Consider the following 12,416-nt stretch of genomic DNA (forward strand, 5'->3'; position numbering starts at 1 on the left):
GAATTCCTGTCAGTCGGCAGATAGTGCCGGGCCGGTCAGCGATACGCCATTGAGAGCTGCTATCACATCGGACAATGCGGGCACGAATTCCTCGCCGTGCCCGGTTGCAACGGCCGTCGCGAAGGAATTGCGGACAGCCGCGCCAATGGGATTGGCGATGGAAGCCGACTGCGCAAAGGAGGCGAGATAGGACATGTCCTTGAGTGCATTGACCATGGCAAATCGTTGCGCGTTCGGATTGCGGTTGAGGACGAACTCGAAGAAGGCTTGATAAAATCCGCAGTCCATCCTGCTGCCGCGTATGACGCTGTCGAAGACCTGAGGCGTCAACCCTGCCTTCGCACCAAGCGCAAGCGCCTCAGAATAGATTGTGGCATAGCCCATCGAAAGGAAGTTGTTGAGGAGCTTCATCGTGTGGCCGCTGCCCGTCGGACCCGTGTGGATGATGCGCGCGGCGAATGCCTCGAGGATTGGCTTTGCCCGCGCCACCGCTTCTGCAGATCCGCCTATCATGACGTCGAGCGTGCCTTCCGCTGCTTCTTTCGGCGTCCGGGCCAGCGGTGCATCGACGAGGATGCTGCCTTGGTGCGCCAGTTCCGTTGCCATTTGCGCGGTTATGGCGGGATTGGACGTCGAGCAATCGATGATGAACAGCTCTTTGCCCGCTGCGAGCAATCCGTCCACGCCCTTCAGCAACTGTTCGACCTGGGGCGAACCCGTAACGCAGAGAATGACGACATCCGAGGCAAGGGCGAGGTCCCTTGGCGTCGCAGCCTCTGTCGCCCCGTCCTTGACCAGCCGCTCGAGCGCCTCGCGGCTGCGGTGCGCGAAAACAGTCATCGGCCAGCCTTTGGCAAGCAGATTTGCGGCCATGCCAGACCCCATGCTTCCCAGTCCAATGAAGCCGATCTTTTCTTTCATACTGTCCTCCCAGGGATGGTGATCGTGTGGACCACGCCCGTTTTGCTTTTTTCCGTTCGTTGCGATAGCAACATTGTCATGAGATCTCTCAATGCGAGTCCCAACGAAGGTCGTTTCAGACTATGAAGGAGCAGGAAACCACGCTGTTCAATACGATCCAGCAAACGCCCAATCTGCGCAGTGGTTTGGTGGACACGCTCATTGCCCAGATTGAATCGGGCGACCTTGCACCTGGTCAGCGCCTGCCGACCGAACAGGCGATCATGACCGCGACCGGCGTCAGCCGCACAGTTGTCCGTGAGGCTCTGGCCTCGCTGCGTGCCAAGGGCCTTATCACCACCAGGCAAGGTCTTGGAGCGTTTGTCTCGGACGATCCGACGCCCAGATCCTTTTCCATCATACCGACCGACCTTGAATCGATCGATGACGTACTGCGTATCCTCGAGTTGCGAATGGGTATCGAGGTCGAGGCGGCCGGGCTTGCTGCGCGGCGTCGCACGCAAGACGATGTGGAGCGGATGGCATCGAGACTTGATGCGCTCGAAAAGTCCATCCAGGCGGGCGGTCCGGGCGCTGAAGAGGATTTCGGCTTCCACCGTGCTATCCTTGTCGCAACCCAGAACTCCTACTACGCCCGGCTGTTCGATACCTTCGGCAGCACCATGGTCCCGCGCCAATGGGTCAGGTTCGACACGATGGACGCTGCGGAACGGCAAAAACACGTCGCCCGAATGCAGCGTGAACACCGCGCGATCCTGTCGGCAATCCGCGACCAGGATGAACGTGCTGCCCAGAAAGCCGTTCGAACGCATCTGACCAAAAGCTCCGCCCGCTTCGTCGAGCTGCGCGACCGTGCCCGGACAGGCCAAAGCTGACCTGTCAGGCTGCGAAACGCGGAACGACATAGGGGCCCTCCGGTATGATCGCGACCGCCGTATCGCCGCTCTTGGCGATGCTTCTTTCGATGGCCTTGCCGATATCGTCAATCATATGAACGCCTGTGAGCATCCGGTCATCACCGGACAGTCCGGTGGTGTAAAGCTCGACACGCCCGAGCCGCATCGGCTTCAACTGCATCTCGGTTTGCCACTCGTCGATTTCCGCAAGGTTTTTCGCGGTAAGTGTCGCTAGGAAGCGCTCTGGTCCGAGATCGACAAGACGTGCCTGAGCTTCGCGGAACTCGGCCGAGCCAAAACCTTCCGAACATTCGGACGCGATGATGAGTGTGCCGCCGGGTTCAAGTATATCGAGCGGGGTCACCATGCCCTTGATCGTCTGGTAATAGGTCTTGTCGAGTGGATAGCCGGCCGACGACGTGACGATTGTCGAGAACTTCCTCGGCGACGCAATTTGCGTAACCTCACTGACATAAGCTACCGCCGCCGCATGGCTCGCTATGATCTCACCAAAGGTGACGCAAACCAGATCGCGATCTTCATCCAGGACCGTGTTGAGGCCATAGACATCGCCAAGCATCCTGACGATTTCCAGCTGCTCTTCGTGGAGGGGATTACCGATCAAGTTACACTGGACCGCGAGCGGATCCTCCATGAACCGGGCCGAATGGAACGTGCGGATCGTCTCATGGTGTGCCACACCCGGCGCAATCACCTTCCGTCCGCCTGACCAGCCGGCCATGAAGTGCGGTTCGACAAGCCCGGTCGCAATGCGCAGATCGGCTTCGACAAACCGCCGATCCAGCTTGACCGGAGTTCCACGCGTCCGAGTTGGCCCAAGATCGATATGATCTTCCTCGTTGCGGGCATAATGATTTTCCACCCGTACGTTTTCGAGAACCCAGGAATCGCCGACAAGTTCGGCAAGCTCATCGCCGAGGTTAGGCCTGTGCAAGCCGGTGGCAATGAGGACGATGATCTTGTCACGGGGTATCCCCGCTCCGATCATGGCTTGGATCATCGGGCGCAGAAACAGCCCATTTGGCACCGGGCGCGTGATGTCACAGATGAGAATGCATGCGCTATTGCGTCCGCGTGCAAGTTGGGCCAACGGCGGGGACCCGATGGGCTCGTTCAGCGCCGCTGTGATGGCGGCCGGCTGATCGGCGATCTTCGGCAACGCTCGCTTCCGGATGATTGTCGGTCGTACGATCGCTGGCAGGCTCAATGGGAGATGGCCGCGACCGAAAGATATGGTGATTGTTTCATCCGTCATTTTCCTACCCCGCAACGCCGCCAAGATAGAGCTCGCGCATGAGCGACATGTCCCTGAGCTCTTCGATCGGTCCTGATGTAGCGATGCGTCCGTTTTGCATCAGATACCCCCGGCTTGCAACCGAAAGTGCAAGCCCTGCATTCTGTTCAACCAGCAAAACGGAAGCGCCGAAGCGGTCGCCGATACCGAGGATAATGCCCTGGATTTCCTTGACCAGCAGCGGCGAAAGACCGAGCGACGGCTCATCGAGCAGAAGGATACGTGGCCGCGCCATGAGACCCCTGGCGATTGCCAGCATTTGTTGCTGGCCGCCGCTCAGTGAGCCACCCTTCTCCCGGCGCTTGACTGCGAGAATCGGAAAGAATGATTCCATTGTTCTGACATCCGCGTCGACCCCCTCCCCGTCCCGGCGCGTATAAGCTCCGAGCCGCAAATTTTCTTCGACAGTCATATCGGTAAAGATACGGCGTCCTTCGGGGACGAGCACTATTCCACGTTTCGCCATGACATCGGGCGCCTGCCCGGTGACATCAGCGCCATCGAAAATGACCGAGCCGCTTCGGGGTTTCACCAAACCGGCGAGCGTGCGCAACAGTGTCGACTTGCCCGCGCCGTTCGGCCCGAGAACCGTTACGATTTCCCGTGCCGCCAGGGTTAGCGAAACGCCGCGGTTGACGATGGTCGGGCCATAGCCTGTGGTCATGTCGGAGATGGTGAGCAGCATTACAGCGCTCCTCCGAGATAGACTTCAAGCACTTTGGGATCGTTCAGCACGTCCGCGGTGGGCCCGTCGGCAATCTTTGAACCGAAGTCCAATACGGCGAGGCGTCGGCACAGCATCTGCATCAGTTTCATGTCGTGATCGATGACACAAACGCTAATACCATGCTCCGGAAACTGTTCAACCAGATGCACCAGTGTCGTTGTTTCGCGATCGTTCAAACCCGCCGCGGGCTCGTCCAGCAAGATGAGCGATGGCCGCGTTGCCAGCGCCAAAGCCAGACCCAGCAAACGAAGGCGTCCGAATGGCAATATGCCTGCTTTTTCCTCGGACAACCCTGACAGGCCGACGAATTCAAGTAGACTTGCCGGCGTCGTCCAGGGAAAGTTTGCAAGTGTATTGCTGCAATGCTCCGTCGCGATCTGGACGTTTTCGAAAACGCTCAAGCCGGTAAATGCCATGGCCTGTTGAAAAGTATAGGCGATGCCGGCGCGCGATACGGCGTTTGCCGGGATACCCGTGAGGTCCCGGCCACGCCATGAGACGGTACCCGCAGTCGGCTTGTGCACCCCTGTCACGCAATTGAACAATGTGGTTTTGCCCGAGCCATTCGGCCCAACGACACCTAGGATCTCTCCTTCGTTGACGGTCAGGTCCACACCCGCGAGCGCGGTAACGCCGCCGAACTCCTTGCGCAGGCCCTTGATATCGAGCAGTGCACCCATCACTTGCCCTCCCGCTCGACAGCAGGCTCGTTTGGTTGAACGGGGCGGCGGTCGAAGAACCTGTACCAGCCGGCGACAATTCCGGCGATCAGACCATTTGGAAGAAGCAGGATCACCGCGATCAGGCAGACACCGTAGAGAATGCGCGACTGCACAGGATCAAGGTTCAGGAGCTCCGGCAGAAATGCAACGAGTATTCCGCCAGCCAGGGGTCCAAGCAGAAGCCGCGCCCCGCCAATCATCACCATCAAGGCGAGATAGATGCTTGGGAAGGACGCAAACTGGCTGGGCGAGATATGGCGCAGGAAATAAGCGAGCAGAACACCCGATACACCAGCAAATATACCGCTGACAACGAAGGCACCGATCTTGTGGCGGCCGACATTGATGCCAAGTGAAGCTGCGAGTTTTTCGTTCTCGCGGATCGCGCGAAGAGTTCGGCCGTAGCGGGAATTGATGATAGCCCAGCTGGCAATGGCGCTCAACGCCACGAAGGAGACCACCATCAGATAGTAGTGCGTCAGCACGTCCATCGACAAACCGAACAAGGCCACGGGCTGCTGCACATCAAGCCCGGAAGCGGCTCCGGTATAGTCGCCGCCATTGGTCAGGATGATCGACAGCAACTGGCCGAATGCAAACGTCATGATGACGAAATGATGGCCGCTGACACGAAGCGAAGGGACGCCTATGAGTGCCGCTACGATGGCTGCCATGATCCCCGCCAGTGGAATGGAGAGCCAGAACCCTACGTTGAAATCGCGCGCGACGATTGCGGCCGTATACGCACCGATTCCCACCAGTGCGGCATGGCCCATCGAGAGTATGCCGGTTTGGCCGAAGAGAACAGACAGACCGTAAAGCGCGATGACGTTGATTCCGGCGGAGATAGCCAACGAGAGAAAGCGGTTGCTCGGTGATAACAGCGGGACGAGTGCAAACAGCACAAGCAGAATGAGGACTGGTAGAAGCGATCGGAGTGAATTGCTTACGGGCATCAGGGCACTCTTCCTATATCTCATTCATGCCATCTTCGGGCCGCTGGTCCCGCCGAAGAGACCATTGGGCCGGAAAAGCAATACGAGAATCATCAGCCCGAACGAATAGGCGTCGGTCCACCCGGAGAAACCGTAACCGGCGCTCAGACCCTCGACGATGCCGAGAATGAGACCGGCGACCACCGCTCCTGTGAGATTCCCGAGCCCGCCGATGAGTGCGACCGCGAAGCCCTTCATCACCATCGTTCCTCCGGTGAAGGGAGTGATCGGAAACAATGCAATGAGAAGACCCCCGCCAAGTCCGGCAAGTGCACTTCCGAGAACGAAAACACCTGTGATGTAACGGCGAACCGGAATTCCCATCAATGCCGCCGTATCGCGGTCTTCGACACTGGCGCGCAGCGCGCGGCCATAACGGCTTCTGGTTATGGCAACGAACGTCATGGCGACGACTGCGGCGGTTATGAAGATCACCATGACCCGCACGGACGCGATGCGTACGCCGCCGATCTCCCATACAGTGTTGAGGGGCCGCGGAATGCTCTTCTGATTGGCGTTCCAGAACAGGATGACGATGTGCTGCAGGACTATGATCAAACCCAGCGAAACGATGAATCCATTTGTCGGCCGCTCGAGGGTGAAGCGGAAAAGACCTCGCTCCAAAGCAAAGCCCATCACTGCCACGACGATCATCGCAAGGATGATGGCCAACCAGAAGCTGACACCGTTGCTGACGGCAAGCCATGTCACAATGCTTCCGACCATCAGGAATTCGCCATGGGCAAAATTGATGATACCCGTCAGGCCGAAGATCAATGTGACACCGACGGCTATCAGCGTGATTACGCTGGCAATCGAGAGCCCGTTGAGAATTTGTTGCAGGAGTACGTCCACGGTCTGCTTCCGGTTCAGATGATCATTCGGATAGCGTTCCGGCCGCCCCGAGGGCGACCGGGGGTCCTTGGGGGACTATTGCTTCGGCGCGTCAGCCGGCGGTTCCTGCATGGCGCAGGTGATATCGCCACCCGGCGCTGCTGCGCAGACTTCGGTGGCGTGGGTCACCTGATGCGTTGCGTTGAATGCGAGGTCGTCCGAAACCACACCCTTGTGGTGCAATGTTTTCAGCGCTTCAACCGTCTTGTCGGGATCGAGAGAACCAGCTTTTTCCCATGCTTCGGCAAGGAAATGCACATAATCGTAATAGAGCAGCGACACGGACGACGTCACGCCCTTTGGTGCGCCGGCCGCAAAATACGCGTCGAAGTATGCTTTGGCCTTCGGATTGGACGACTCGCCCCAGCAGACTGGCACGCAGCTCATCGCCACGGGGACATCTGCCGACAACCCTTGCTCTTTCCATATACCGGGGTCGACACCGAAGAGGAAATAGCTCGGTGCGACACCGAGTTCCAGCGCCTGGGGAAGTGCAGTCAGCGTCGAGTCGCCATTGTACCAGAAATGGACGACATCCGGCTTCAGGCTCTTGGCGCGCGTAAGAAAGGGCGAAAAGTCCGTCGTGTCCGGAGGATAGAATATGATGTCCGGAACGTCCTGGCCTTCGGATTTCAGCGCAGCAAAATAATAGGAGGACAGGAATTGCCCGGTCGCGTCGTTGCCGACAATCAGCACGGATTTTTTAAGCGGGTGACCGACAAGCGGCTCCAGCAGTTTGAGCACGCCGCGCGCGGTCGAACCGCTGCGCTGAAACTCCTGAGGCTCAGTCTGGAAGAGATAGTGATCTTCTCCGCCGTTGGCGACAGAACTCTCCGTCAGCACTTTGGCAAGCGTACTGTTGCCGGCGAAATGCAGGACCTTGGCCGGTTGCGTGATCTTGGCCATGGCCAGTGTGAAGTCGTGGGTTTCCGATCCGAAGATCGCCGCGACTTTCTCGTCGCGCACGAGCTCTTGTGTTGCCGCGATTGCCGTCGAAATGTCAGTACGGTCATCGCGCTTTAGAAGTTCGAGCCTGTAGGTCTTGTCGCCGACCTTTACACCTCCCTCGTCATTGATCTCCTTGACGGCGAGGCTGACACCTGCAGGCAGCGTGTGGCCTGCGGAGACGAAGGCCCCGGACTCGGCTGCCACGACACCGATCTTGATTGTCTCTGCCGCATCCTCAGCCAGCACTGGATATGTGAGTACGCCGAGGAACAGCGCGAGGCTCGCGCTCCTCAATAAAGTCGATTCCATAATAGATCCTCCCGATCCATATCTTGCAATCTTACCGGGTTGTCGTACAACCATGTTCTCTGTTAATCCTGCGGTCGGTGATTGTCAAGTCGCAGCGGAAGAACCCGCGCCGAGCCACCCCTGCGGCGAGCGATTGGGTCGGGCATGATCTGGGCCCAGGAGATGCCAGGGTCAAACCTGTGGGGCCGGGATCGACGATAGAAACTACCGCCGCATCACTCGTCGAAAGGCGCTGCAGCGACGAGATCGACCGAGGAAGAAGCCTTGTAACCGGGAACCAGACGCTCGCCAAAATCCCGGACAAAATTGTCGTAGGTGGTTTCCGGCTGCGTTTGGGCGATGTGGCAAAAACATGCAGTCATTCTTTCCTTCATTCCAAGTCGGGGGAACTCGGCAATAATCGCCTGCACCTCGGACCGAGGAATAAGACTATAGCCGAGGCCCACAACATCAAGGCAGATACCGGTCGTGCAAAGTGCAATTTCCGTCTCCTTGTAGAGCCCGATCGAAGGCGTCGAGTTGAGAGCCACGCTGTCCCAGATCAGTTGGGCGCGCCGTCGATCGAGCCCGGATTCGATCGCGAAATTTCGAGCAAGATCGGCGGCTTCCACTTCGAAACGGCGAGGCCCCGCAAATCGGTCATTGAGGGTGATGTCGTGCAGTAACGCGCCGACTGCGAGCACTTCGGCGTCGTGCGTTGCGTTCTGCACCTCGGCGATCTTCACCGCAAAGAGCCAGGATCGCATGACATGATTGAAGAGATAAGGCTCACAGGCCTCCCGCGCATAGTTGATTGCTCGCTCGACGAGCTTCGTTCTGGGAACCGAAATACCGGCGATCATGCGTGTTTCCATCGCAGTCATGTTTCAACCTCTCTGCTGTAGGGTGATAATCGGGGAGCACGCGGCGCTTCAGCACCGTTCCCTTTCCTTCGAAGTGCCGCATGCGATCTCCTGGATATCCGATCGCATGCGGTAGCCGTCTGGCACCTAAGCCAATATGCGCTTAGTAGTCCCAGAAGACTGGTACCCAACGAAAGGCATCGCCATCGACTGCAACGTGGCCGACCGACGGGAACGGCATATGAGTGGCCACCAGCAGTTCCCCTGTCGCCGCCAATTCCCGCAAGAGCCGGACCCGAACGCGCGCAGCTTCCTCGGGATCATGCTCGAAGCCGTTGAACCAGTCGGGGTGCTCGAAGCCAACCGCGAACACGGCATCGCCGGCGAACATCAGCCGGTCGTTGCCGGATGCAACGCGGACGACGCTGTGCCCGGGGGTATGGCCGCCGGTGCGAGAGACGACGACACCCGGAGCCACCTCGTATTCCTCATCGAACAGCCGTAGCTGATCATGGTATTCCTTGGCGAACTGTTTGGCAGCCGCCCGAAGTGCATCCGGGAAGCCGGTAGGCATGTTGACACGCGTGAAATCGGGCGCCTCCCAGAACTTGACCTCGGCAGCGGCAACGTGAATGCGCAGGTCCGGACGCAACCTGTCCTTCACGCCTTCGACGAGCAGCCCGCCAACGTGGTCCATATGCATGTGAGTCAGCACGACGTCGGTAACGGACCCGAGTTCTATACCGGCTCCCTCCAGCCGCTTCACCAATTGCCCAGCCCGGGGCAGGTTCAATTCCGGATCGAGCCCAAGTCCGGCATCGATAAGGATGACCTGTGCGCCGCTGCGCACCACCACAGCGTTCAGCGCCCAGTCGAAAGCGTCCCGAGGCAGGAACATGTGGTCCAGCCATGCGGCGCGTTCCGTGGGGTCGGCATTATGTCCCAACATTTTAGTCGGAAGGGGCAGCACCCCATCGCTGATCACCAGCACTTCAATATCGCCGATCTTCACCGCATAGCGCGATGGAACCAGTTCATCGGTTGCCGATCGACCGGCGCGTCGGGTGTTGTCCAAGCTCTTGTCTTTCTCCTGCTGATCCATCCTTGGGGGATTTGCTAATGCCTGCGTCATGATGCGCTCCTGTTCTGCGGGATTGGAACGTGCCGGGCACGAACCATGCAGCGGAGTGTATTGGGACGCATTTGGGCGGTCGATTGGCTCAAGGAAGAGGAGAAGCTACACCAGAGAACAGGGTAGACTGACCTGTTCGTTTACAAGCACAGAGGTTTAGCCAAGGCGAAGCTGGCGTGAGGAACGGGGCCACCTATCAACGCAGCCGTGATACCGACCCTGAAAAACCCGCCAAAGTGTGGATTCGGATCAGCATTGTCGGTCGTCCAGGGCCTTGCGGACGGCGGCGAGCAGGGTGTGCCCGTCGAAAGGCTTGCGCAGAAACCCGTCAATGCCCCGGGCGCGTTGCTGGTCTGCGATTTCATGGCGTCCTGTGATCAGGAATATAGGCAGTTGCGGATTCGTCTGCCGGGCAAGATCCCGGAGTTCGAATCCATCGGCGCCGGGCATACCGATATCGGTAATCAACACATCGACGCCTTCAAGCCCGGAAGCGAGCAGCGCCTCACCCGAGAGGAAGCTGCGAGTTCCGTACCCCCCCGATTCCAGGAGTTCCACCAATGAGGCAAGCACCCTCGGGTCGTCGTCGACGATCGCAACCACAGGCTTGTTCATATCGTCCTCCCTATGGCCCAGCTATCTGGTCACGGCATCTTCGCCACGTCCAGCGGCAGGGTGAAAACGAATTTCGCGCCGTGCGGTTCATTCTTTTCGGCCCATAACCGACCACCATGCGATTCGACGATCGAGCGGCAAATTGCCAGGCCCATACCCATTCCCTGGTCTTTGGTAGTAAAAAACGGCTCGAAAATCTTGTCGGGGAACTGGACGCCCCTCCCCCTGTCGCTGACCTCGACGCGAACCATATCGCCCGCGCGGCAGGCACGGATATGGAGAACACGTTCGCTCGAAACGGAAGCCATCGCATCCATGCCGTTGCGCATGAGATTGACCAGCACCTGCTGAATCTGTACCCGGTCGAACGGGACGAGCCGAAGACCGCTCTCGCCTTCGATAACCGTAGCAATGCGTCGACGACCCGCCTCCTCCGCAAGCAGGTCACGCGCCTGCCTGACAACGGCGCCAAGCTCGGCACTGTCACGCTTGTCTGTCGATTGCTTGAAGAGCGCGCGAATGCGGCTGATGACATCCGCTGCGGAATTGGCGCTATGAACTATGCGATCCAGCGTTTTCTGAGCGCGGTCGATATTGGGCGGCTCGGCGTTGAGCCAGCGCTGGCAGGCGCTGGAGTAGTTCATGACTGCCGAAAGCGGCTGGTTTATCTCATGCGCGATAGAGGCTGACAATTCTGCGAGGCTGGCGGCCTGACTGGAGCGGGCGAGATTTTCCTGGGCTCGGCTCAGTTCCTCTTGGGCATGCACCTGATCCTCGATATCCAGACAGATTCCGTTCCATTGAACGATTTCGCCGTCGCCATTGCGCATTGCCGAAGCACGGGTCTCCACCCAGCGGTACACGCCGTCAAAGCGCCGCAGCCGGTGTCGCAGCAGATAGGGCTCTCCGGTTGCCAGTGAGTGGGCGTACCGTACTTTGACCATGGCCAGATCGTCGGGATGGATCACGGTGTCGAGCGTACCGTCCAGCCGGGATTTTCCGAGACCATCCGTTTCTTCGAGATTGAAACCGAGATACTGGCGGAGACGCTGACTGCGATATATCGGCTTGCCGTCCGGCAAAGCGCAATAGATCAGCGCGGGCAACGTCTCGACGAGTTGCTGAAGGTGTTGCTCGCTCTCGCGCAGCGCTTCCTGGGTGGTTATCAGGTCATGGATGTCGGAGCTCACGCCATACCATTTGACGATCGTGCCCGATTCATCCCGCAACGGTTCGGCCCGCGTCTCGGTCCAGCGATAGTTGCCGCCGGCACGCTGCTGGCGGTATCGCTGGATGTAAGGAACACCTGCCTTGACCGAATGCAGGAAAGCCTCTCGCGCTGCCGCCCTGTCCTCCGGGTGAACGACGCCGAGCGAAGGCGATTGATCCGGCGCGGTCATATATTCGAGCGTGGCACCGGTCACTTCCGCGAAGGACTTGTTGACATAGGTCGGAGTTCCATTGGCCGTTGTGCTCCAGATGAGCGCCGGTACAGTGTCGATAAGCTGCTGCAATTGCCGTTCGCGCACTCGGAGTGCGGCCTCGGTTCTCTTCGACATATCGGGGGCTTCGGTGCTGGTCCCGTAATCCGCGACGATCACGGTGCCGTACCATCCGGCGATTGCGCCGTCTCCGTCATGGATCGGCTGCCCGGTGTTGCGCGCCCAGCCATAGATTCCGCTCGCGCGTAGCATCCGGTGCTCGACATTGTAGTGCTCGCCCGTTTGCAGGCACCGGCGCCATTCGACAGCGGCCGCATCGTAGTCTTCCGGGTGGATGACCTGTCTCCAGCCCAACTTGTCCGGCTGCGAATTGAGGCTTTCCAGGCTTATGCCGAAAAAGCCGCGCGCAGCCGGTGTCACATAGATAAAATTGCCGGCGGCATCCGTTGACCAGGCATTACCGGTAATCCGTTCGACCACCTTCGCCGCCTGTACGGCATCGATATCGGGGTATCGTGACGATCCACTCTCCACCCCCGATGTTCCTGCGAACTTCGACATGCCCCAACCCGATCCTGTTGCATATAAGACCGCCATGCTGCGCCACGAATCGGGACAGCACCTACGGCCTATCTGTAGCAACGGTATATGGGAGCTT

At 59.0% G+C, this 12,416-nt stretch carries 12 protein-coding genes; 1 reads left to right on the forward strand and 11 read right to left on the reverse strand.

The window, feature by feature from the left end:
* Positions 1–9: 9 nt before the first annotated feature.
* The gene (locus tag CU100_RS24570) at positions 10–1,014 is read right to left on the reverse strand and encodes an NAD(P)-dependent oxidoreductase (RefSeq protein ID WP_342588332.1); all 1,005 of its coding nucleotides are present in this window, start codon (positions 1,012–1,014) and stop codon (positions 10–12) included.
* Between the two features lie 29 nt (positions 1,015–1,043).
* Between CU100_RS24570 and CU100_RS24575 the strand changes: the two genes are divergently transcribed.
* Entirely contained in the window at positions 1,044–1,796 is a 753-nt protein-coding gene (locus CU100_RS24575) for a FadR/GntR family transcriptional regulator (protein ID WP_106719282.1), read from the forward strand.
* A 4-nt stretch (positions 1,797–1,800) separates the two neighbouring features.
* Here CU100_RS24575 and larA read toward each other — a convergent pair whose 3' ends face one another.
* From larA to CU100_RS24625, 10 genes are all read right to left on the reverse strand, one after another.
* Positions 1,801–3,093, reverse strand: coding sequence for a nickel-dependent lactate racemase family protein (gene larA / locus CU100_RS24580; RefSeq protein ID WP_106719283.1), 1,293 nt, complete (start codon positions 3,091–3,093; stop codon positions 1,801–1,803).
* 4 nt (positions 3,094–3,097) lie between these two features.
* Positions 3,098–3,817 carry an ABC transporter ATP-binding protein gene (locus CU100_RS24585; protein WP_106719284.1) on the reverse strand — a complete coding sequence of 240 codons (720 nt, stop codon included), beginning with the start codon at positions 3,815–3,817 and terminating at the stop codon, positions 3,098–3,100.
* Entirely contained in the window at positions 3,817–4,539 is a 723-nt protein-coding gene (locus tag CU100_RS24590; RefSeq protein WP_106719285.1) for an ABC transporter ATP-binding protein, read from the reverse strand. The genes CU100_RS24585 and CU100_RS24590 overlap by 1 nt, the downstream gene beginning before the upstream one ends.
* Entirely contained in the window at positions 4,539–5,537 is a 999-nt protein-coding gene (locus CU100_RS24595; RefSeq protein ID WP_106719286.1) for a branched-chain amino acid ABC transporter permease, read from the reverse strand. Before CU100_RS24595 ends, CU100_RS24590 begins: the two co-directional genes overlap by 1 nt.
* Before the next feature lie 24 nt (positions 5,538–5,561).
* A complete protein-coding gene (locus CU100_RS24600) occupies positions 5,562–6,431 on the reverse strand; it encodes a branched-chain amino acid ABC transporter permease (protein ID WP_106719287.1) in 870 nt (289 codons plus the stop codon).
* Positions 6,432–6,506: 75 nt separating this feature from the next.
* A complete protein-coding gene (locus CU100_RS24605; RefSeq protein WP_106719288.1) occupies positions 6,507–7,727 on the reverse strand; it encodes an ABC transporter substrate-binding protein in 1,221 nt (406 codons plus the stop codon).
* 215 nt (positions 7,728–7,942) lie between these two features.
* Complete coding sequence (locus CU100_RS24610; protein WP_106719289.1) at positions 7,943–8,590, reverse strand: HD domain-containing protein; 648 nt, start codon at positions 8,588–8,590, stop codon at positions 7,943–7,945.
* Positions 8,591–8,732: 142 nt separating this feature from the next.
* A complete protein-coding gene (locus CU100_RS24615; RefSeq protein WP_106719290.1) occupies positions 8,733–9,701 on the reverse strand; it encodes an MBL fold metallo-hydrolase in 969 nt (322 codons plus the stop codon).
* Between the two features lie 249 nt (positions 9,702–9,950).
* Positions 9,951–10,316, reverse strand: coding sequence for a response regulator (locus CU100_RS24620; protein ID WP_106719291.1), 366 nt, complete (start codon positions 10,314–10,316; stop codon positions 9,951–9,953).
* A 29-nt stretch (positions 10,317–10,345) separates the two neighbouring features.
* Positions 10,346–12,355, reverse strand: a complete 2,010-nt coding sequence (locus CU100_RS24625; RefSeq protein WP_455363806.1) for a PAS domain-containing protein — start codon at positions 12,353–12,355, stop codon at positions 10,346–10,348.
* Positions 12,356–12,416: the final 61 nt, after the last annotated feature.

It is taken from the genome of Phyllobacterium endophyticum, assembly GCF_003010935.1.
In the GTDB taxonomy this organism is placed as follows: domain Bacteria; phylum Pseudomonadota; class Alphaproteobacteria; order Rhizobiales; family Rhizobiaceae; genus Phyllobacterium; species Phyllobacterium endophyticum.